General features: G+C 38.2%; 17 protein-coding genes and 2 pseudogenes. 11 read left to right on the plus strand and 8 right to left on the minus strand.

What is annotated here, in order from left to right; genetic code table 11:
- The first annotated feature begins 58 nt into the window (after positions 1-58).
- The 5 genes from leuD to MS6x_RS01860 all read left to right on the plus strand — a co-directional run bounded on the left by leuD (position 59) and on the right by MS6x_RS01860 (position 5,054).
- Positions 59-655, plus strand: coding sequence for a 3-isopropylmalate dehydratase small subunit (gene leuD / locus MS6x_RS01840; RefSeq protein ID WP_482605080.1), 597 nt, complete (start codon positions 59-61; stop codon positions 653-655).
- A 105-nt stretch (positions 656-760) separates the two neighbouring features.
- The gene (locus tag MS6x_RS01845; protein ID WP_482605081.1) at positions 761-2,314 is read left to right on the plus strand and encodes an alpha-isopropylmalate synthase regulatory domain-containing protein; all 1,554 of its coding nucleotides are present in this window, start codon (positions 761-763) and stop codon (positions 2,312-2,314) included.
- Between the two features lie 110 nt (positions 2,315-2,424).
- A complete protein-coding gene (gene leuB, locus MS6x_RS01850; protein ID WP_482605082.1) occupies positions 2,425-3,480 on the plus strand; it encodes a 3-isopropylmalate dehydrogenase in 1,056 nt (351 codons plus the stop codon).
- A 297-nt stretch (positions 3,481-3,777) separates the two neighbouring features.
- Positions 3,778-4,668 (plus strand): peptidylprolyl isomerase, encoded by an 891-nt coding sequence (locus MS6x_RS01855; protein ID WP_482605083.1) that lies wholly within the window; start codon positions 3,778-3,780, stop codon positions 4,666-4,668.
- A gap of 35 nt (positions 4,669-4,703) precedes the next feature.
- Positions 4,704-5,054, plus strand: coding sequence for a ribose-5-phosphate isomerase (locus tag MS6x_RS01860; RefSeq protein WP_482605084.1), 351 nt, complete (start codon positions 4,704-4,706; stop codon positions 5,052-5,054).
- A 32-nt stretch (positions 5,055-5,086) separates the two neighbouring features.
- On the opposite strand, the gene carB is transcribed toward MS6x_RS01860, so the two are convergent.
- Both carB and rpmH read right to left on the minus strand, forming a co-directional pair.
- Positions 5,087-7,939 carry a carbamoyl-phosphate synthase large subunit gene (gene carB / locus MS6x_RS01865; RefSeq protein ID WP_482605085.1) on the minus strand — a complete coding sequence of 951 codons (2,853 nt, stop codon included), beginning with the start codon at positions 7,937-7,939 and terminating at the stop codon, positions 5,087-5,089.
- A gap of 110 nt (positions 7,940-8,049) precedes the next feature.
- The gene (gene rpmH / locus MS6x_RS01870; protein ID WP_068484552.1) at positions 8,050-8,217 is read right to left on the minus strand and encodes a 50S ribosomal protein L34; all 168 of its coding nucleotides are present in this window, start codon (positions 8,215-8,217) and stop codon (positions 8,050-8,052) included.
- Between the two features lie 239 nt (positions 8,218-8,456).
- Here rpmH and MS6x_RS01875 point away from each other — a divergent pair, with 239 nt between their 5' ends.
- A complete protein-coding gene (locus tag MS6x_RS01875) occupies positions 8,457-8,972 on the plus strand; it encodes a DUF2892 domain-containing protein (protein WP_482605086.1) in 516 nt (171 codons plus the stop codon).
- Between the two features lie 136 nt (positions 8,973-9,108).
- On the opposite strand, the gene MS6x_RS01880 is transcribed toward MS6x_RS01875, so the two are convergent.
- Entirely contained in the window at positions 9,109-10,065 is a 957-nt protein-coding gene (locus MS6x_RS01880; protein WP_482605087.1) for a lytic transglycosylase domain-containing protein, read from the minus strand.
- A gap of 43 nt (positions 10,066-10,108) precedes the next feature.
- Positions 10,109-10,771, minus strand: coding sequence for an alpha/beta fold hydrolase (locus MS6x_RS01885; protein WP_482605088.1), 663 nt, complete (start codon positions 10,769-10,771; stop codon positions 10,109-10,111).
- A gap of 184 nt (positions 10,772-10,955) precedes the next feature.
- On the opposite strand from MS6x_RS01885, the gene MS6x_RS01890 reads away from it, so the two are divergent.
- Positions 10,956-11,249, plus strand: coding sequence for a GNAT family N-acetyltransferase (locus MS6x_RS01890; protein ID WP_482605089.1), 294 nt, complete (start codon positions 10,956-10,958; stop codon positions 11,247-11,249).
- Between the two features lie 29 nt (positions 11,250-11,278).
- On the opposite strand, the gene mtaB is transcribed toward MS6x_RS01890, so the two are convergent.
- From mtaB to MS6x_RS01905, 3 genes and pseudogenes are all read right to left on the minus strand, one after another.
- A complete protein-coding gene (gene mtaB / locus MS6x_RS01895) occupies positions 11,279-12,616 on the minus strand; it encodes a tRNA (N(6)-L-threonylcarbamoyladenosine(37)-C(2))-methylthiotransferase MtaB (RefSeq protein WP_482605090.1) in 1,338 nt (445 codons plus the stop codon).
- Positions 12,617-12,775: 159 nt separating this feature from the next.
- Positions 12,776-13,950: pseudogene (locus MS6x_RS01900) on the minus strand (GlmU family protein).
- 142 nt (positions 13,951-14,092) lie between these two features.
- Positions 14,093-14,386, minus strand: a complete 294-nt coding sequence (locus MS6x_RS01905) for a type B 50S ribosomal protein L31 (RefSeq protein WP_482605091.1) — start codon at positions 14,384-14,386, stop codon at positions 14,093-14,095.
- Between the two features lie 185 nt (positions 14,387-14,571).
- Here MS6x_RS01905 and MS6x_RS01910 point away from each other — a divergent pair, with 185 nt between their 5' ends.
- The 4 genes and pseudogenes from MS6x_RS01910 to MS6x_RS01925 all read left to right on the plus strand — a co-directional run bounded on the left by MS6x_RS01910 (position 14,572) and on the right by MS6x_RS01925 (position 19,670).
- The gene (locus MS6x_RS01910; protein WP_482605092.1) at positions 14,572-15,096 is read left to right on the plus strand and encodes a DUF4199 domain-containing protein; all 525 of its coding nucleotides are present in this window, start codon (positions 14,572-14,574) and stop codon (positions 15,094-15,096) included.
- Positions 15,097-15,131: 35 nt separating this feature from the next.
- On the plus strand, positions 15,132-16,079 hold the full coding sequence (locus MS6x_RS01915) for a glycosyltransferase family 2 protein (protein WP_482605093.1): 948 nt from the start codon (positions 15,132-15,134) through the stop codon (positions 16,077-16,079).
- Positions 16,080-16,138: 59 nt separating this feature from the next.
- Positions 16,139-17,847: pseudogene (locus MS6x_RS01920) on the plus strand (phospho-sugar mutase).
- Positions 17,847-19,670 (plus strand): ABC transporter ATP-binding protein, encoded by a 1,824-nt coding sequence (locus MS6x_RS01925; RefSeq protein WP_482605094.1) that lies wholly within the window; start codon positions 17,847-17,849, stop codon positions 19,668-19,670. The pseudogene MS6x_RS01920 and the gene MS6x_RS01925 overlap by 1 nt, the downstream one beginning before the upstream one ends.
- 140 nt (positions 19,671-19,810) lie before the next feature.
- Here the strand turns inward: MS6x_RS01925 and ettA are convergent, their stop codons facing one another.
- Positions 19,811-21,502 (minus strand): energy-dependent translational throttle protein EttA, encoded by a 1,692-nt coding sequence (ettA, locus tag MS6x_RS01930; RefSeq protein WP_482605095.1) that lies wholly within the window; start codon positions 21,500-21,502, stop codon positions 19,811-19,813.
- Between the last annotated feature and the right edge of the window lie 95 nt (positions 21,503-21,597).

Below are 21,597 nucleotides of genomic sequence, written 5' to 3' on the forward strand. Positions count from 1 at the left end.
TCTAAATTAAAATTAAACAATCATCAATAGTCTAGCGTCTAAAATCTAACATCTATTTATGGCATACGATAAATTCACCACACTAACTTCAACAGCAGTACCACTGGCAATCGAGAATGTGGATACCGATCAAATCATACCTGCACGTTTCTTAAAAGCTACCGAAAGAGAAGGTTTTGGTGACAATTTGTTTCGCGATTGGCGCTACAATCAAGATAATAGTCCAAAAGAAGATTTTGTTTTAAACAATCCTAAGTATTCAGGTAAAATTCTAGTAGGTGGAAAAAACTTTGGTTCTGGTTCTTCTCGGGAGCACGCAGCCTGGGCTGTATATGACTATGGATTCCGAGTCGTAGTCTCCAGTTTTTTTGCCGATATTTTTAGAGGCAACTGTTTAAATATTGGCGTACTCCCCGTTCAAGTAAGTGCGGACTTCCTAGGAAAAATATTTGATGCTGTAGAAAAGGACCCGAACACCGAATTAAAGGTAGACCTTCCTGAGCAAAAAATCACGCTGCTTTCCACTGGCGAAAGTGAATCTTTCGACATTAACGACTACAAGAAAAATAACATGACCAATGGTTTTGATGATATCGATTACCTGTTGAACATCAAAAATGATATTAAGGAATTCGCAAAAACAAGGCCTTTTTAAAATTGCTCCCACTAACCGAAAAGGCAGGGCTTATAGCCGTTTTTCTAAGCCAATAGAAGAATGGGGCCAAGGCGAATTAATCCTGTTAAAGCAAGTTCATCAGACATGAAAAAACGACATTTGGAAATAATGGATACCACCCTACGAGATGGTGAGCAGACCTCGGGTGTGTCTTTTTCCGCTTCCGAAAAGTTAACACTTGCCAAACTATTGTTGGAAGAACTGAACGTGGACCGTATTGAAGTTGCCTCTGCACGCGTGTCGGATGGCGAACTACAAGCGGTACAGCAAATTACGGAATGGGCAAAAGAAAAAAACTATTTAGATAGGATTGAGGTTTTAACTTTTGTAGATGGCGGTGTCTCCTTACAATGGATGATAAAAGCTGGTGCCAAATCGCAAAACCTATTGACAAAAGGCTCGCTAAACCATTTACAACACCAACTCAAAAAAACACCAGAGCAGCATTTTTCAGAAATCGCCCAAGTGTTTAAAGGGGCTGAAAAAATAGGTGTAATCAATAACGTCTATTTGGAGGACTGGAGCAATGGTATGCGTAACTCCAAAGAATATGTGTTTCAATTCTTGGATTTTTTGGCTACACAACCTGTAAAGCGAATTCTATTACCTGATACGCTTGGTATTCTCACCCATACCGAAACGGCCAAATATATCTCTGAAATTACTAAACGCTATCCTGAACAACATTTTGATTTTCATGGACATAATGACTATGATCTTGGTGTCGCCAATGTTATGGAGGCGGCAAAGGCTGGTTGTCATGGATTACATCTTACGGTAAACGGTATGGGAGAACGGGCAGGAAATGCTCCTATGGCCAGCGCCGTTGCCGTCATCAAAGATTTTTTGCCAGATGTTGAAATAGGTATAAACGAATCATCCTTATTCAAGGTAAGCAAGTTGGTATCTGCTTTTACAGGATTAAGTATCCCTGCAAACAAACCCATTGTTGGAGACAATGTATTTACCCAAACCGCTGGCATACATGCAGATGGGGATAGCAAAAACAATCTATACTTTAGCAACTTAATGCCCGAGCGTTTTGGCAGAAAACGGAAATACGCCTTAGGAAAATTATCCGGAAAGGCAAATATCCAAAAAAATTTACAGGAATTAGGACTCACATTAAATGACGAGGAACTTAAAAAAGTAACCCAACGTATCATTGAATTGGGGGATAAAAAGGAACGGGTAACCAAGGACGATTTGCCCTTTATAATTTCGGATGTATTGGATACAGATACCCACCACCAAAAGGTATTTGTAAAATCCTACGTCCTCACACATGCTAAAGGATTAATGCCTTCCACTACCCTATCTATGGAAATCGAAGGAGAATCCTTTGAGGCCCACGCACAGGGAGATGGGCAATACGATGCCTTTATAAATGCCTTGAAAAAAGTATATGTCGCTAAAAAAATTACATTACCAAAATTAGTAGATTATGCAGTGCGTATACCACCAGGAAGTACTTCAGATGCACTATGCGAGACCGTAATTACATGGGAATACAAAGGAAAAGAATTTACCTCTAGGGGATTGGATTCTGACCAAACTGTATCTGCGATTAAGGCAACTGAAAAAATGTTGAATATGATAACCCCTAGCTCCAAGGAGATAACAAAGGATAAAATATAATTGATATAGCGTAAAGCCTTAAGCGTATAGCTTAAAACTTTTTCGCAAAATTGAAATAAGAATTAAAAGATTCCGGCTTTCGCAGGAATGAAAATAAAATAGTAACACTCATGAAATTAAATATAGCCCTTTTGGCCGGAGACGGGATTGGCCCTGAAGTAATTGATCAAGCCGTTAAAGTATGCGATGCCATAGCTAATAAATATAAACACGATATCACGTGGAAACCAGCGTTGACAGGAGCTGCGGCCATTGATGCTGTTGGAGAACCATATCCAGACGAAACACATGAAATTTGTTCCAATGCCGATGCCGTTCTTTTTGGAGCCATTGGCCATCCTAGATTTGACAATGATCCTACTGCAAAGGTACGTCCTGAACAGGGTTTGTTGAAAATGAGACAGAAACTAGGTCTTTTTGCCAATGTGCGCCCTACGTTTACGTTCCCCTCTCTAATTGACAAATCGCCCTTAAAACGTGACCGTATCGAAGGAACTGACCTAATCATTCTAAGGGAACTTACAGGGGGTATTTATTTTGGCGAACGCGGTAGAAAAGACAACGGCGAAACCGCCTTTGATACCATGACCTATCAACGATTTGAAATTGAGCGTTTGGCAAAAAAAGGTTTTGAAATGGCTTTAAAACGTTCTAAAAAACTATGCTGCGTGGACAAAGCCAATGTCTTGGAATCCTCTAGATTATGGCGCGAAACAATACAGCGAATGGAAAAAGACTACCCAGAAGTAGAAGTCACCTATGAGTTCGTAGACGCCGTAGCCATGCGTTTAATTCAATGGCCTAAAGGTTATGACGTTATAATCACCGCAAACCTTTTTGGGGATATATTAACGGACGAAGCCTCAGTAATTTCAGGTTCTATGGGCTTGATGCCATCTTCATCAATAGGTAATAAGGTATCGCTTTACGAACCAATACATGGTTCCTATCCACAAGCTGCAGGCAAGGATATTGCAAATCCGCTAGCGACGGTTTTGTCAGCCGCCATGCTTTTTGAGGACATGAACATGACCGATGAGGCCGAAGATATTCGACGCATAGTCAATAAATCTTTGGCTGAAGGTATAGTTACAGAAGACCTTGCAGAAGGCGGAAAAGCATACAAGACTAGTGAAGTTGGCGATTGGTTGGCAAAGCATATTTAGCGTAAACGAGTAAGCCAAAAATTAGGAGTATCTAACAAAAACTAATGGTAAGCATTTGTTCCTAGCTGCCTTTATTATTATAGCCGCCTTGTTATCAATTTATTTTCAGTTTGATGATGGGGCGACTAGTTACACTTTTACAGGATTATTTGTGTCAGCTTTTGGTCAACGATTTTTAAAGAATAAGAAAAGTGATTCCTAAAAATATCCTACCAATCTACATACACCTCAGAAGTATTTTTTATCATTTGCTTGGCTTCAAATGATTAATTTTGAGTAAACCTATCTATATAGAAAATGAAATCTTTGGTATTCTCGAGTTTGGCATTTATAATGATGCTCTTCTATAACTGTAATGCACAGCATGGGCTAGATCATACCAAAACCGATTCTACCAAAGACGTATTGTTAACAACAGAGCTAGGGGAAATTGTTTTGAGATTATCGGATATCACACCCAAACATCGCGACAATTTTCTAAAGCTAGTTCATAATGGTTTTTATGATGGTATTGCCTTTCACCGGGTTATCAATAATTTCCTGATACAGACCGGTAATCCAGAAACAAGAACTACACCCTCCATGATTCCAGAAATTGAGTATACAATTCCATCTGAGATACATCCAAGCCTTTATCATAAACGCGGTGCTGTAAATGCCGCTAGAATGGGCGATGATCACAATCCGAGCCAAGCGTCAAGTGGCACACAATTTACAATTATCCAAGGTAAGACCTATACGGATAGCACCTTGGCCAAAGCGGAAAAACGCATAAATAATTGGCTAGCGTACAACAAGGTAATCAATGACCCAAACAATAAATCAGATTTTGAAGCGTATACCAACATACTGAAGGAATTGAACACTTTATACGCCTCAGAGAACAAAGAAGATATAACACGAAGCGCTATTTTAAAAGATACTTCAGCAGCGCTAAAAACCAAACTAGATTCTTTAACAGAACTAATGAAAGCCAAAATGACACCCTATGTGTATCCAGAGGAACATCGTTCTACCTATAAAACGATTGGCGGTGCCGCTCATTTAGACCAAAACTATGTTGTATTTGGAGCGGTAATCAAAGGAATGGACATCGTTGATCGCATAGCGGCCGTACCAACGGATAGTTTAGATACGCCGATTACGGATGTTAGAATCTTGTCAGCGACATTAATAGAAAGAAAATAATAAATCACGGTTATAATTATAGAAGTAGGTCTCCGATGCCCAAAAACCAATACCACGTATACGTTATTGAATTGTCCAAACGCGTATATACCGAAAACAGAAAATTTAGGGAAGCTAATCCTCAATTTAATGGTGTATTGGAATGCTTATACGTGGGTATGACCAGTAAAACACCTACGGAACGTTTTAAGCAACACAAATCTGGGTTTATAAGTAAAAAAGGATACAAAATTTCGGCTACCATCGTTGAAAAATATGGCCTCTACTTAAGAGGTAGCCTCTACAATCATATCCTGCCTATGGCAACTAGGGAGGAAGCATTAAAAATGGAAGAAACCTTAGCGTTAGAATTACGCAGAAAAAAATATGCGGTTTGGTTCAATTGAACCAAACCGCATCATCAAGTACTATAAGACTTTTATTTACTTAAATACATCTTGCGCCTTGCATATAGGTTGTAAAAATCATCATCCTTTAAACTATCAATAAAAAGAATGCTTTCTCCTGTACTTTTCATTTCCGGACCTAAATTCTTATTTACATTCGGAAATTTATTAAATGAGAATACAGGTTGTTTTATGGCATACCCCTCTAAATGAGGTTTAAAATCAAAATCCTTTACCTTCTTTTCCCCCAACATCACTTTAGTTGCATAATTCACATAGGGTTCCTTATATGCCTTGGCGATAAAAGGTACGGTTCGTGATGCCCTTGGGTTCGCTTCTATAATATAAACCATATCATCTTTTATCGCGAATTGGATATTGATAAGACCGACCGTATTGAGTGCCAAGGCAATTTTCTTGGTATGATCTTTAATCTGCTGCATTACAAATTCACCTAAATTAAATGGTGGTAAGGTCGCATTTGAATCTCCAGAGTGAATCCCACAAGGCTCTATATGCTCCATAATACCTATGATGTAGACATCCTTACCATCGCAGATGGCATCTGCTTCGGCTTCTATGGCACCATCTAAATAATGGTCCAATAATAGTTTATTATTTGGTATTTTATGAAGTAAATCTACAACATGCTCCTCCAGTTCTTCTTTATTGATGACAATTTTCATTCCTTGCCCTCCCAATACATAGGATGGTCTTACTAAAAGTGGAAAATCTAACTTATCGGCAAGAGCTAGTGCTTCATCAGCAGTTTCGGCCACACCAAATTCTGGAAACGGAATATTATTTTCCTGTAATAGTTTGGAGAAACTACCACGGTCCTCGGCAAGATCCAAAGATTCAAAACTGGTCCCGATGATTTTAATTCCATACTTGGATAGTTTTTCAGCCAATTTTAAAGCGGTTTGCCCACCTAACTGAACAATCACCCCTTCCGGTTTCTCATGACGAATGATGTCGTAAATATGTTCCCAAAATACCGGTTCAAAATACAACTTGTCCGCCGTATCAAAATCTGTAGAAACCGTTTCTGGATTACAGTTGATCATTATTGTCTCATAACCACATTCGGCAGCGGCTAAAACTCCATGTACGCAACAATAATCAAACTCAATCCCTTGTCCAATTCGGTTAGGGCCCGAACCTAAAACCACTATCTTTTTCTTATCGGTAACAATACTATCGTTTTGAACATAACGAGTACCATCTGGCTGCTCAATTTCAGCTTCAAAAGTGGAGTAGTAATACGGCGTAATGGCTTTAAACTCCGCAGCACAAGTATCTACCAGTTTGTACACCCTGTTGATATTAAGCTCTGTTCGTTTATTATACACTTCGCTCTCGTAACAATCCAACATATGTGCAATTTGCCTATCGGCAAACCCTTTTTGCTTGGCCTCTAACAGCAATTCCTTAGAAAGTGATGCTATCGTAAACTTTGAGATTTCCTTTTCTAATTGATATAGCTCTTCATATTGTTTGAGGAACCACATATCAATTTTTGTGATTTCGTGTATTCTGCTTAATGGAATACCCATTTGTATGGCATCATAAATTACAAATACCCTGTCCCAACTGGGTATTGTTAATTTACTTATGATTTGGTCGTAATCTTTGTAGCCTTTACCATCCGCCCCCAAACCATTCCTTTTTATCTCTAAGGATTGTGTTGCTTTATGCAGTGCTTCTTGAAAGGAACGCCCAATGCCCATTACCTCTCCTACAGATTTCATTTGTAATCCCAATGTTCTGTCGGAGCCTTCGAATTTATCAAAATTCCATCGTGGAATTTTAACGATTACGTAATCTAATGTGGGTTCAAATAATGCTGAAGTTGATTTGGTTATCTGATTTTCCAACTCGTCCAAAGAATACCCGATCGCTAGCTTGGTGGCAACTTTCGCTATTGGATATCCGGTAGCTTTAGAGGCCAAAGCAGAAGACCTAGAGACCCTTGGGTTTATTTCAATTGCAATGATATCTTCTTCTTCGTCTGGACTAACCGCAAACTGTACATTACAACCTCCCTCAAAATCACCGATACTACGCATCATGTGAATTGCCATATCCCTCATTTTTTGGTAGGTCCTATCCGATAAGGTCATTGCTGGTGCTACCGTAATGGAATCACCCGTATGAATTCCCATGGGGTCCATATTTTCAATAGCACAAATGATAACCACATTATCATTTTTGTCACGCAACAATTCTAACTCATATTCTTTCCAGCCCATGAGCGCTTTATCGATCATTACCTCATGTATGGGCGAGATCTCCAATCCATAGCTCAGTAATTCATCAAAATCCTCTGGCTTATAAACAATTGCCGCTCCCGCCCCGCCCAGCGTGTAAGAAGCTCGTATGACCAAGGGAAAACCAAATCGTTGTGCTATTTCCTTACCTTTTAAGAAAGAGGTGGCCGTTGCTTGAGGTGCCATGCCAACACCAATTTTTAACATTAGCTCCCTAAACTGTTCGCGATCTTCCGTTACGTTTATTGCATCGATATCCACACCGATCAACTCTACTCCAAAATCCTCCCAAATACCTTTTTTATCGGCTTCTATACATAGATTCAAAGCAGTTTGGCCTCCCATAGTGGGCAATACCGCATCAATTTGTGGATGTTCTTTTAATATTTCTATAATAGATTTAGTCGTCAATGGTTTTAGGTACACATGGTCCGCCATTGAGGGATCCGTCATAATGGTAGCCGGATTACTATTGATTAATATAGTTTCGATGCCATCTTCACGTAGCGAACGGAGAGACTGCGATCCTGCGTAGTCAAATTCACAAGCCTGACCAATGATAATAGGGCCAGAACCAATAATTAGTATAGAGTTTAAATCTTTTCTTTTCGGCATGTTCTAGGTTCCTTTTTTACAGTATTAAATAATTAAGTCGATTAAGCACAAAAAAAAGGTGCCACTTTAGAAAAAGTAACACCTTAAATATTTTTAAAAAATAAAATCATTTATTTCTTATGTCTTGGCTCGGAGGAAACGGTTAACTTCTTTCTTCCTTTAGCTCTTCTTCTTGCTAAAACTTTTCTTCCATTAACGGAAGCCATGCGCTCTCTAAACCCATGTTTATTCTTTCTTTTCCTCTTTGACGGCTGATATGTTCTTTTCTGTCCGGGCATTGCTTAAAACCTTTTCTATGTTTGATGTCGTACAGAACTACCTGTAAAACTGGGCGCAAATATACAAAGACTTTTTTCTTTAACAAGACTTATCAAAAAAATATTTTTAGAATTCTTTACAGCCCAAAACCTAGGTTTTACCTAATTTTGCAGGGCTGAAATTTTGCTTTTAAAACACAGTTTTAAAATAATAAGTATACCAGCAAAAAAGTAAATCAACCGCATCAAAGCACATACACATGTTCAACAAAAATATTAAGCTAGTAATTGCAGGGCTAATAATTGCATATGCAATATATCAATTTATCGAAGGAGAAATTGGGAACGGTATTTTCCTACTTCTTTTATCCGCTATCTTTATTTTTCTATATTTTAGAAATGAAATTATCCTTTTGGCATTTTTACGGATGCGAAAACAGGATTTGACTGGAACAGAGAATTGGTTAAAAAAAATAAAAAATCCTGAAGGCGCCTTAACCACCAAACAGCAAGGATACTACAACTATCTGCATGGTATCATATTTTCTCAAACAAATTTAACCAAGGCCGAAAAATATTTTAAGAAAGCATTAAAGCTCGGTTTAACAATGGATTACGATTTAGCAATGGCAAAGCTAAGCTTAGCGGGCATTTCAATGCAAAAACGTCGAAAAAGAGAAGCTACCACCTTATTAAAAGAAGCAAAAAAGCTTGACAAGAACAATATGCTTACAGAGCAGATTCGCATGATGCAGCAACAAATGAAAAAGATTTAAATGCCAAAATAAGTGGTAATTGCCATAACAAAATTAATTAAAACTTAGTAAAAAAATCCCAAATGTAGTGTTGTAAAAAACACTGTATTTGGGATTTTGAATTAGGGAGGGCCCTATAAACTGTGATGACACATTCTTATTTAGACTCCATATAAAACCCTTTGTTGGGAATCTCTATGGTATACTTCTTTCTGGAACTATTGTTTAAATGAGGCTCGCGCAACCAAGGATTGTGTCTTTTTAGTATTTTATAGTTGATCTCATATTCTTTGGCAAAGTCCGCAAAACTGGCAACCGGCTCATCGATCTCTACGGTAAAGGAAGGTGCTGCACTGTACATATCTTCCTCATCTAAATGAAATCCGTATTTCTCCGGATTGGATAGAATTTCTTTAATTGCCATAATCCTAAACACGTACCTACCTGTTTCCTGACCTAACAGTAAATCATAATAATTATCCACTTTTTGGATTCTCATGTATTTGTTAATTCCACCCGGTCCTGCATTATAAGCAGCAGCAGTTAGTGTCCAACTCCCATATTTATCGTTCCATTTGTTCAAGTAACTACACGCCACCTCTGTAGATTTCTCAAGGTGATAGCGTTCATCTACATTAGAATTGACCTCTAAACCGTATTCCCTTCCGGTTTCTCGCATAATCTGCCAAAACCCTGTAGCACCTGCAGGTGAAACCACATTGGTCAATCCACTTTCAGCAACGGCCAAGTATTTAAAATCATCAGGTATACCATTCTTGGCCAAAATAGGCTCTATGATAGGAAAGTATTTGTTTGCTCTTTTCATAAGCAAAAGTGCGTTTGATTGCCAATATGTATTTACCAAAAACTCACGATCCACCCGTTCCATAATTTCTGGATCTTGTTGCGGAACCACCTCCCCTGCAAAATTTAAATCCTCTGGAATATCTATCGATGAGATACGGTATTCGTTCGCTACATTTATTTCAGTACTATCGTTGACAACTGTGTTGCTGACCTTATCCTTAATACTATCAGAATTTACTGCAAAAATCAACGAGCCTACCACGAAAAGTACGCCCAAAAGCATAAGAATATTTTTTAAAACTTTCATACCTATCAATTTAGTTTCTACCAAAGGTATTAATAGAACTGTCTTAATCCAAAATAATTGTGGGAAGGTGCTGGTTAAACCATTTTGCTCTGTGAATAATCATGGTATGCGTACCATTTGGTACAATTATACATTCCTTTATGTTCGCGATAGGAAAAACAGCATCCTTGTCACCTTGTAAATGAATTACATTTTGTGAAGGAATTGCTTGACTCCAATTTACCATTTCATGTATGCACCAATCAATATAAAATTTGTCTCGAATGGATAAATACTTTTCATAAAGCGCCAATCTTTTAGTAACCGTCTCCCCAAAGGCATATTTTGCCAAAAGCTCTACATTGTTGACCAAACCTGTAGGAAGCAATTTGTGAATACTGGTATAGCGTGCAAACAACATCCTCTTGGGAAGTTCATTTTTACTTTTTACACTAGACACTATAATTACTTTGCGTGCCGGTATAATTTTGGCCATTTCCTGCACCAAGAGACCACCAAAGGAAACCCCCAAAAGAACTGGGTCTTTATGTGTAACCAACCCACACATTTTCTGTGCATACGAAACAATACTCATTCCCTTTTCAGGTAAGCACCAATCCAAATAATGGATTTTAAAATGCTCTTCAGGTAATCTAATATGTTCAAAAATAGAACTGTTAGCTGCCATTCCGGGCATAAAGTATACATGAACTATTGATGTTGACATATTTATGAAACTATATAAAAACTAGGAAATTAGCTATTTTTTTACTAATTTTATTGCTTGGCTTTGGTATATCCAAACTTAATAATACTTAGGCCAAAGCAAAATCACGGATTTATTTAATTGAAAATTACGAGTTGAGAACATCGTAATTTTTTTGTCTTGAACCAATACTAAAATCAACTATATGAACGATGTACTAATTAAGGACAATGCCTTCCTGCGCCAGTTTGAAACAAGTTTGGATGGCCATTTAGCTAAAATCGAGTATTCATCTCAAGAACGAAAGGTTTTTTTAACCAAGATTGTAGTCCCGGAAGAAATCACCAAAGAAGGTTTCAATGAAAGCTTCATCAAAGCGGTACTTCATCATTTACAAGAGAAGAATTTAAGAGTGGTTCCCACTAGTCCTCAAATTGCAGGTTTTCTCCGTAGAAATAGACAGTATAAAGAAATGCTGCCTATAGGCATCAGAATCTAATAAAAAAGCCTCTCATTCGAGAGGTTTTTTTATGCCCTTACTTTAGCTTCCAAAACATTACTAAACTTCATAGTTACCAAACCATCCTCAGCTATATCGCATAATACAACATCGTGTATCGTGTTTACCAAGTTAGGATTCCATGGTGTTTTTATTTTAACGTAGTTTTCGGTAAACCCATGTATGTATCCTTCTTTATTTTCACCTTCAAAGAGCACGCTTAACGTTTCCCCTAGCTGACTTTCATAAAAAGCCCTTCGCTTCTTAACGGATAGCCCTCTAAGCATTTTGCTTCTTTTATTACGTACGGCCTTGGGAACTGCGCCAGACATTTTGGCTGCTTCCGTATTGTCCCTTTCGGAATACGTAAATACATGTAAATAAGATACCTCCAATTCGTTTAAAAAATGATAGGTTTCCATAAAATGTTCTTCTGTCTCCCCAGGAAATCCAACAATGACATCTACCCCGATACAACAATTGGGCATTACGCTTTTTATTCTTGCAACACGGTCTGTATACAGGGCCGTCATATACCTTCTTTTCATTAGCCTTAAAAGTGCATCGCTTCCAGTTTGTAGTGGAATATGAAAATGTGGTACGAACGAATTACTTTTTGCTACAAAATCTATTGTTTCATTCTTTAAAAGATTCGGTTCAATAGAAGAGATACGAAGCCGATGAATCCCATGAACGGTATCCAATGCCTTTATTAAATCCAAAAAGGTATGTTCGTGTTTTTTGTTGCCAAATTCTCCTTTGCCGTAATCCCCGATATTAACACCGGTAAGCACAATTTCCTTAATGCCTTGTGCAGAAATTTCAGCTGCGTTTTTCAATACATTATCCAAGGCATCACTCCTAGAAATCCCTCTTGCTAATGGGATGGTACAATAGGTACATTTATAATCACAACCATCCTGCACTTTTAAGAAAGCCCTGGTGCGGTCTCCAATAGCATAGCTGCCGACATAAAAATCAGCCTCTTCGATTTCACAGGAATGAACTTCACCAAAATCGTTTTTAGACAGGTCATTGATATAATCCCTTATCTTAAACTTTTCCGTGGCCCCCAACACCAAATCTACCCCATCAACCGATGCCAACTCTTCTGGTTTTAATTGAGCGTAACATCCCACAGCAGCAATAAAAGCTTTTGGATTTCCTTTTTGAGCCTGTTTTACGACTGTTTTGAATTTTTTATCTGCGTTATCCGTTACCGAACAGGTGTTAACGACGTACATATCTGCGGATTCCGAAAAATCTACGCGGTCAAAACCTTCATCGACAAAGCCTCGGGCAATTGTAGATGTTTCGGAAAAATTAAGCTTACAGCCCAAGGTATAAAATGCTACTTTCTTTTTCATGAAATTGTACTCGATAAATGCAAAGATAAGGGTTAGGGCAAACGGCTAGAAATTTGGGGTTGAAGATTTGAAATAAATAGTCAAATGTTGAGCTAAACAATTTTTATCCTTTATGATTCCTATTATTTAGTCCATACTTTTTTTTCCAACACTCCTATTCTAATATTTCCTCCACTTTTTTGTTATTTCAAAAACATGATTCAATATGTCTGCCTCAATTGTATCAAATTCCACACCTCTTCTTGCCATCATTACTTCAGCAGCTTCAAAAGCCTTTTGGGGCATATACGTAGAAAATCCAGAAGCTCCCCCCAACTAAAACTTGGAATGAAGTTTCTAGGAAATCCTGGGGTATAGACATTCACGTTTACACCGATAACAGTACCGGTATTCAACATCGTATTGATAGCCGTTTTACTATGGTCTCCCATCATTAATCCACAGAATTGCAAACCGGTTTGTTCAAACCTTTCGGTGGCGTAATTCCAAATACGCACTTTGGCGTAATTATTTTTTAGGTTGGAATTATTGGAATCTGCCCCTATATTACACCATTCACCCAATACCGCGTTACCTAAATAACCTTCGTGTCCCTTACTTGTATAACCAAAAATTACTGAGTTACTAACCTCACCACAAACTTTAGAATGGGGACCTATCGTTGTGGGTCCGTAAAGCTTCCCTCCCATTTTAACTACTGCGTTGTCACATAACGCAAGTCCGCCACGAATGAGGCTACCTTCCCAAATCTCCGCATTTTTTCCAATATAAATTGGACCTTCCGTAGCATTAAGTATACTAAACTCTGCTTTGGCGCCTTCTTCCAAGAATATGCGTTCTGGCTTTATAAGACGGTTGGTTTCAGATATGGGTTGACTAACCCTACCATTTGTCAAAAAATGAAAATCGGCCTCCAAAGCTTCACCATTTTTAGAGAAAATATCCCATGTGAACTGAATATGAAGCGGATCGTGTTCCAATGAAATACGTTCAAAACGGCTAGTATCGCTATGATTCTCTAAGCGTTCTGTACGGTACGCCACCAATCTATCATCATACATCAAAGCTTGTCCAAAACGTAAGGCGCTTATGGCCTTTAAAAGTCTTAGGTCAGGAAGAAAAGAACCATTAACGAAAATGTTATCCGTACCGGCAACTAAAGGATACTTAACGGATAGATAATCTTGTGTCTTATAGGAAACGGTAGTTTTAAGATATGCCTCCCATTTTTCCGTAATAGTTAGGATACCCAACCTAATTTCGCAAACAGGCCTTGTAAACGTAAAGGGCAAAAAGTTATCCCTTTCAGCACCGTCAAAAAGAACATAATTCATAAAATATAGTATTTTGTCAAAATTAAGTAAACCAAGTGCAGTATTGAGATAGAATAGACAAGATGGTCAAATATTAGCTATACTAAAAAAGCGCCCGCGATAAATATATCATGGGCGCTTTAGTATGTGGTAAAAGAAACTCTTATTTCTCCTCTTCTTTTACTTCCTCCGTCGCCTCTGGCGCAGATTTAGCAAATTTCTTGTACTTGTTCTTGAACTTATCAATACGTCCTGCTGTATCCAAGAATTTCGCTTTTCCTGTATAGAAAGGATGTGATGTTCTTGAAATCTCCAATTTTACTAACGGATACTCAACACCATCTACTTCTAAGGTTTCTTTGGTATCTGCAGTAGATTTCGTTAAAAACACTTCCTCATTGGACATATCTTTAAACGCTACTAGTCTATAATTTTCTGGGTGTATTCCTTTTTGCATGGTACTAAACATTTTACACTCCCATTCCGACGGGAGCTTATTTTAAGTTTGCAAATTTACTTATTTTCTCTAAATTGACAATCTATTATCCCAAAAATAAAACGAAAATAATTTGTACCTTCCCTTGTAACAATTAGCATGCTTTTGCTACCTATAAAATAATCAACCTCTAAACTTTAAACATTATGGAAGAAAATCAACCAAAAACAGGAAAATTTGCCCTAACCTACGGACTCATATTAGGAGGGGTTAGCGTAATTTTTGCTTTCATGCTTTATACAATGGATATGCACTATCAAGGTGGTACTGCAGTTATGCTAATTAGCGTTGGCTTAATGCTTGCGGCAGTTATCATTGGAATGATTCAATTTAAAAAAGCTAACAATGGTTTTATGTCCTTTGGACAAGCGTTGAAGGTTGGCGTGGGTATTTGCTTAATAAGTGGTATCATTGGTGTTATCTTCAATCAAATCCTGTCTAACGTAATTGATCCGGATATGATGACCAAAGCTATGGAGTACCAAAGAAATCAGCTATTGGAAAGCACAGCGCTTACCACCCAACAGATTGATCAACAAATGGAAATGGGACAAAAATTTTCAACACCTGGTATGCAGGTTTTGTTTGGCCTCATTTTTAGTGTTGTACTAGGTTTCATAGTTTCACTCGTTCCTGCTTTGGTTCTAAAAAAACAAGAAGTTCTAGACTAAGTTTGTATTTTTGAAGGGAATTTTTGAAGCAACCGATGCAACTATCCATTGTTATTCCCTTACTTAACGAAGAAGAATCTTTAAAAGAGCTACATGCTTGGATTGCATCTGTGATGCAATCCAAGCATTTTTCTTACGAGATTTTATTCGTAGACGATGGCAGTACAGATAATTCTTGGAAAATAATATCTGCACTTTCCAATGAAGACAGCAATGTCAAAGGAATTCGATTTCAACGAAATTTTGGCAAATCACAAGCCTTGCATGCCGGGTTTAAAGCTGCTCAAGGAGATGTTGTGATCACTATGGATGCAGATCTACAGGACAATCCTGAAGAAATACCTGAACTTTTTGATTTAATACAGAAAGAAGGATATGACCTGGTTTCCGGTTGGAAGAAAAAACGGTACGATTCCATTCTCTTTAAAAATTTACCTTCCAAACTGTTCAATTGGGCTGCACGTAAAACATCGGGAGTGCACCTGCATGATTTTAATTGTGGGTTAAAAGCTTATGACCGTGTCGTTATAAAAACCATAGAAGTATCTGGTGAAATGCATCGATATATACCTGTACTCGCAAAAAATGCAGGTTTTTCCAAGATTGGGGAAAAAGTAGTAAAGCATCAATCTAGAAAATATGGGAGAACAAAATTTGGGATGGAACGATTTATTAATGGGTTTTTAGATTTAATTACCATTTGGTTCGTTTCTAAATTTGGAAAACGTCCTATGCACTTGTTCGGAGCCTTAGGTGTCCTCATGTTTATTATTGGTTTTAGTTTTGCAATTTACTTGGGCGTGGACAAGTTGTTCATCAATCCTTTTGGAAGATTGATAACTAATAGACCACAGTTTTATATCGCCTTAACGTCTATGGTTATCGGTACACAATTATTTTTAGCAGGATTTTTAGGAGAAATTATGATTCGCTCAAAGAAAACGGAAAACAGGTATGCAATTGCCGATAAGATTGCACTATAAAACAGTATAGCAACTAGAATTCTTCGTAGATTTAAAAGATAAACAAAATAAGAGATTACATGGATAACTTCCTTGATACTGCCAAGAGCTGGATGACAGATTTTTTGACCCAGCAGTAAAAAAAGAAATTCAACAGTTAATAGATACAGATACCGAAGAGCTTAAAGACCGATTTTACAAGCAAATGGAATTTGGCACAGGTGGTATGCGCGGTGTCATGGGTGTTGGCACCAACAGAATAAACAAATATACTCTTGGAAAAAGTACACAAGGACTTAGTAATTATTTAAACAAAACATACACCAACGAGGATATAAAGGTAGCTATTGCTTTTGATTGCCGTCACAATAGCGATACGCTGGCCAGAACGGTAGCCGAAGTATTTTCAGCAAATGGCATTAAAGTTTTTTTATTTTCTGAATTGCGTACTACACCAGAGCTTTCTTTCGCTGTACGACATCTCAATTGTCATGCAGGAATCGTGCTTACGGCATCACATAACCCGCCAGAGTATAATGGGTATAAGGTATATTGGACAGATGGGGGACAAATAGTACCACCACAAGACGAGGAAATTATTGCAGAGATTAATGCACTACCCTTTGAGGATATAAAATTCGAAGCCAACGATAGTCTAATCCAAGTTATAGATAAAGAAGTTGATGAGGCATTTATTGAAGCCTGTGTAGCCAATGGGAATTATAATGCAGAAGGTAAAGATGATTTCAAAATCGTGTTTACTTCCTTGCACGGCACCTCTATAACTGCCATTCCTGAAGTATTAAAACGTGCAGGGTATAAAAATGTAACCGTCATTACCGAACAGGCAGAGCCAGATGGTAATTTCCCTACCGTAAAATCGCCTAACCCAGAAGAACCGGAAGCGTTATCAATAGCAGTTGCAAAAGCAGAGGAAATAGGTGCGGACATGGTTGTAGGAACCGATCCCGATAGTGATCGTTTAGGTATTGCGGTTCGGAATTTAGATGGAAAGATGGAAATCGTAAACGGAAACCAAGCCATGGTACTCATGACCAAGTTCCTTTTAGAACAAAGAAAACAAGAAGGTTTTAAGGGTAATGAGTTTATTGCTACAACCATTGTCTCCACACCAATGATGGAGGCTATGGCCAAAGCCTATGGGGTTGAATTTAAAACGGCATTAACCGGATTTAAATGGATCGGAAAAATGATAAAAGATTTTCCGCAATCCGATTTTATAGGTGGCGGAGAAGAAAGCTTCGGTTATATGGTTGGTGATTTTGTACGTGATAAAGACGCGGTAACCTCTACCCTACTCGCTTGTGAAATAGCCGCACAGGCTAAAGCGAACGGAAGTTCTTTTTACAAGGATTTAATCGAATGTTATGTAGCATATGGTTTCTACAAAGAACATCTGGTCTCCATAACCAAAAAAGGAATAAGCGGTGCAGAAGAAATTAAACAAATGCTGAAAGATTTTAAGGAAAATCCGGTAGCATCCGTTGCAGGTTCCAAGGTGAAATGGATCGAGGACTATAATACCGCTACCGCAAGGAACGTACTCACCGGTGAAGAAAAAGTTATTGATATTCCAAAATCAAATGTTTTAATCTACGAAACCGAAGACGGAACCCGAGTTGCTGCAAGACCAAGCGGAACAGAGCCTAAAGTAAAGTTTTACATTAGCACGAACACCACCTTGGATACCGCTACGAATTATCACAAAGTAGCGACGCAATTAGATGCTAAAATAGAAAGCATCCTCAGTGAGCTTAAACTAGGCTAATGGATTATTTTAAAAAGATTCTTCGTTTTGCTAAGCCTTACCGAAAATACGGGTATTTAAATATTTTCTTTAATGTTTTGTATGCGCTCTTTAGTGCCTTGGCGTTTGCAGCGTTAATACCAACCTTAGATGTCATTTTTTATCCTGAAAAAAAAATAACCATCGAACCTGTGTATGAAGGTTTAAGTAAAGTAAAAGAATTTGCATTGGAGTATGTTAACTACTCTGTAAACCAATATGCGGGTGATGACCAAATGAAGGGCCTAATTATGGTTATAAGTTTAGTGCTGCTCTTGTTTTTGCTCAAAAACTTTTTTAACTATCTGGCAATGTACTTCATTACCTTTTTACGGAATGGTGTATTGCAGGATATTAGAAATGCGATGTACCAAAAAATTACCGACCTACCTATTTCCTATTTCTCAGAAAAGCGAAAAGGGGATGTTATCGCAAGGGTTACCACCGATGTTTTGGAAATTCAGCACTCCTTTTTATCCATCTTAGAGCTTATCGTTAGAGAACCTTTAACCATGTTCTTTACACTTTTGATAATGTTCGGCATTAGCCCAAAGCTCACATTATTTGTTTTTATTTTCATTCCTATATCTGGGTTGATAATCTCTAAAATAGGAAAGTCCCTCAAAAAGAAATCCGATCGAGTACAAAAGGAACAAGGAGAATTCTTATCTATTGTGGAAGAAACCTTAGGTGGTCTGCGCGTTATAAAGGCATTTAATTCGGAAAATAGATTTGTATCCAACTTTAAAAAAAGCACCAATCGTTTTTACAAATTTTCAAATTCACTCTTAAATCGACAAAATTTAGCTTCACCTACCGGCGAATTTTTAGGTATTTTGGTAATTGGAGTGTTGCTGTGGTACGGAGGACAATTGGTAATCGTAGAAAAAACATTGGATGCGGCTTCTTTCATTGGCTATATTGCACTGGCCTACAACTTTTTAACTCCGGCGAAGGCAATAAGCAAGGCTTCCTATGGTGTGCAGAAAGGTAATGCTGCGGCCGAGCGTGTTCTAGAAATTCTAGAAACTGAAAATCCGATAGGGGAAATCGAGAATCCAATCGAGAAGTTGGACTTTGAAAACAATATCGCCCTAGAAAACATTTCGTTTAAATACGAGGACGAATATGTTCTAAAGGATTTTAACCTCAATGTTCCCAAAGGCGGAACCGTAGCTTTGGTAGGACAATCGGGTAGTGGCAAAAGTACTATAGCTAATTTGGTAACTCGGTTTTATGATGTAAACAAAGGGAATATTACAATTGATGGTATAGATATAAAAGAGCTTTCTAAAACATCCTTGCGTAGTATGCTTGGTCTAGTAACCCAAGATTCCATTTTATTTAATGATTCAGTAAAAAGTAATATTAGCCTGGGAAAAGAAGGTGCAAGCTTGGAGGAAATTACAGAAGCGGCTAAAATTGCGAATGCCCATGACTTTATTATGGAACTTCCTAAAGGCTATGATACTAATATTGGCGACAGTGGTAACAAGTTAAGCGGTGGACAAAAACAACGATTATCCATAGCCCGTGCCGTTCTTAAAAATCCACCGATCATGATTTTGGACGAGGCCACTTCTGCCTTGGATACCGAAAGCGAGCGCTTGGTACAAGATGCCCTGGAGAAGATGATGAAAAATAGAACCTCCATTGTTATCGCCCACCGCCTCTCTACCATCCAGAACGCAGATAACATTGTCGTACTTCAAAAAGGAGAAATTGTAGAACAAGGATCTCACACGGAACTTTTGGCCAAAAACGGCACGTACAAAAAGTTGGTGGATATGCAATCGCTTGAGTAAAGCCCAAAACCCAATAAAGGAAGAATAAGTATCGCTAAAACCTTAATAAGCACTGCGAGATTCGGGTTATTTTCACAAACAAAATTACTTTAAGTAAGGGCCATATACTACTACTCTTTGAATTCTGCTAGTCCATACTACTAGCGAATAAGCTTCTTATACTTAATACGTTTCGGCATAATATCGGCACCCAAGCGTTTCTTTCTATTCTCCTCATAGTCAGAAAAGGAACCTTCAAAGAAATAGACTTGAGAATCGCCTTCAAATGCAAGAATATGAGTACAAACCCTATCTAAAAACCATCTATCGTGAGAAATAACAACAGCACAGCCGGCAAAATTTTCCAACCCTTCTTCTAAGGCACGTAAGGTGTTTACATCCAAATCATTCGTTGGCTCATCCAAAAGCAAAACGTTCCCTTCTTCTTTAAGGGTCATTGCCAGATGTAAACGGTTTCGTTCCCCACCGGATAACATGCTTACCTTTTTGTTCTGCTCACTACCGGAAAAATTAAAACGGCTCAAATACGCCCTAGAATTGACTTGACGGCCGCCCATCATCACTAGTTCTTGCTCATCGCTAAAGTTCTGCCAAATCGTTTTATCCGGGTCAATGTTGGAGTGACTTTGGTCTACATACGCTATTTTTGCCGTATCACCGACTATGAATTCTCCCTTGTCCGGTTTCTCCTCCCCCATCACCATTCTAAATATGGTAGTTTTACCAGCTCCGTTAGGACCAATGACCCCCACGATACCGGCTTGTGGCAAGGTAAAGTTTAAATCTTCGTACAGTAATTTATCACCATAAGCCTTACTTACACCTTTAGCCTCTATAACATTGGTACCCAAACGAGGTCCGTTGGGGATATATATTTCTAATTTTTCGTCCAACTGCTTTTGGTCTTGGCTCATCAGCTTATCATAATTCTTCAAACGGGCTTTTTGTTTTGTCTGTCTGCCCTTAGCACCTTGTCTCACCCATTCTAGCTCACGTTCCAAAGTTTTTTGTCTTTTGGAAGCTGTTTTACTTTCCTGCGCTAAACGTTTGGACTTTTGGTCCAACCAAGAGGAATAATTTCCTTTCCATGGAATACCCTCTCCCCTATCAAGTTCTAAAATCCAACCGGCTACATTATCCAAGAAATAACGGTCGTGTGTTACCGCAATTACGGTTCCTTTATATTGCGCTAAATGATGTTCCAACCAGTGTACAGATTCCGCATCCAAGTGGTTGGTAGGCTCGTCCAGCAATAAAATTTCCGGTTCCTGTAACAACAATCTGCAAAGTGCTACACGTCTTTTTTCACCTCCGGACAGAACGCTAATTTTTTTATCGGATTCTGGTGTTCGGAGCGCATCCATCGCAATTTCGAGCTTGGTATCCAGTTCCCATGCGTTAGAGGCATCTATTTTATCCTGTAAAACAGCTTGCTTATCCATCAACTTTTGCATCTTGTCCGCATCCTCATAAACCTCCGGCAGACCGAACATATCGTTGATTTTATTGTATTCGTCCAAGATAGCGACCGTCTCGGATACCCCTTCCTTTACGACTTCCAATACCGTTTTGTCTGCATCTAACTGAGGTTCTTGCTCCAAGTAACCAACATTATAACCAGGAGAAAATACAACATCGCCTTGAAAATTTTTATCGACTCCTGCAATAATCTTTAACAAGGTAGATTTACCGGAACCGTTAAGCCCTAGAATACCAATTTTAGCACCATAAAAGAAACTGAGGTATATATTTTTAAGAACAGGCGTATTCGCAGTCTTAAATGTCTTTGTTACTCCAGACATGGAGAAAATGACCTTTTTATCGTCGGACATATCCTAAATATTTAAAATAGAGATTCTTGATTAATAAACGTTTTATAGAAAATAAATCTTGAGAAAATTATGGTTAAAAGTTTCGATTGTCACCA

The sequence above is a fragment of the Maribacter sp. MS6 genome (assembly GCF_056839185.1).

Coding starts and splice junctions, on each gene's coding strand:
- MS6x_RS01925 (WP_482605094.1), top strand. CDS start 17,847: ATGGATTATTTTAAAAAGATTCTTCGTTTTGCTAAGCCTTACCGAAAA.
- leuB (WP_482605082.1), top strand. CDS start 2,425: ATGAAATTAAATATAGCCCTTTTGGCCGGAGACGGGATTGGCCCTGAA.
- MS6x_RS01845 (WP_482605081.1), top strand. CDS start 761: ATGAAAAAACGACATTTGGAAATAATGGATACCACCCTACGAGATGGT.
- MS6x_RS01910 (WP_482605092.1), top strand. CDS start 14,572: ATGGAAGAAAATCAACCAAAAACAGGAAAATTTGCCCTAACCTACGGA.
- MS6x_RS01905 (WP_482605091.1), bottom strand. CDS start 14,386: ATGCAAAAAGGAATACACCCAGAAAATTATAGACTAGTAGCGTTTAAA.
- MS6x_RS01915 (WP_482605093.1), top strand. CDS start 15,132: ATGCAACTATCCATTGTTATTCCCTTACTTAACGAAGAAGAATCTTTA.
- MS6x_RS01860 (WP_482605084.1), top strand. CDS start 4,704: ATGCCCAAAAACCAATACCACGTATACGTTATTGAATTGTCCAAACGC.
- carB (WP_482605085.1), bottom strand. CDS start 7,939: ATGCCGAAAAGAAAAGATTTAAACTCTATACTAATTATTGGTTCTGGC.
- MS6x_RS01885 (WP_482605088.1), bottom strand. CDS start 10,771: ATGTCAACATCAATAGTTCATGTATACTTTATGCCCGGAATGGCAGCT.
- mtaB (WP_482605090.1), bottom strand. CDS start 12,616: ATGAAAAAGAAAGTAGCATTTTATACCTTGGGCTGTAAGCTTAATTTT.
- ettA (WP_482605095.1), bottom strand. CDS start 21,502: ATGTCCGACGATAAAAAGGTCATTTTCTCCATGTCTGGAGTAACAAAG.
- rpmH (WP_068484552.1), bottom strand. CDS start 8,217: ATGCCCGGACAGAAAAGAACATATCAGCCGTCAAAGAGGAAAAGAAAG.
- MS6x_RS01880 (WP_482605087.1), bottom strand. CDS start 10,065: ATGAAAGTTTTAAAAAATATTCTTATGCTTTTGGGCGTACTTTTCGTG.
- MS6x_RS01855 (WP_482605083.1), top strand. CDS start 3,778: ATGAAATCTTTGGTATTCTCGAGTTTGGCATTTATAATGATGCTCTTC.
- MS6x_RS01890 (WP_482605089.1), top strand. CDS start 10,956: ATGAACGATGTACTAATTAAGGACAATGCCTTCCTGCGCCAGTTTGAA.
- leuD (WP_482605080.1), top strand. CDS start 59: ATGGCATACGATAAATTCACCACACTAACTTCAACAGCAGTACCACTG.
- MS6x_RS01875 (WP_482605086.1), top strand. CDS start 8,457: ATGTTCAACAAAAATATTAAGCTAGTAATTGCAGGGCTAATAATTGCA.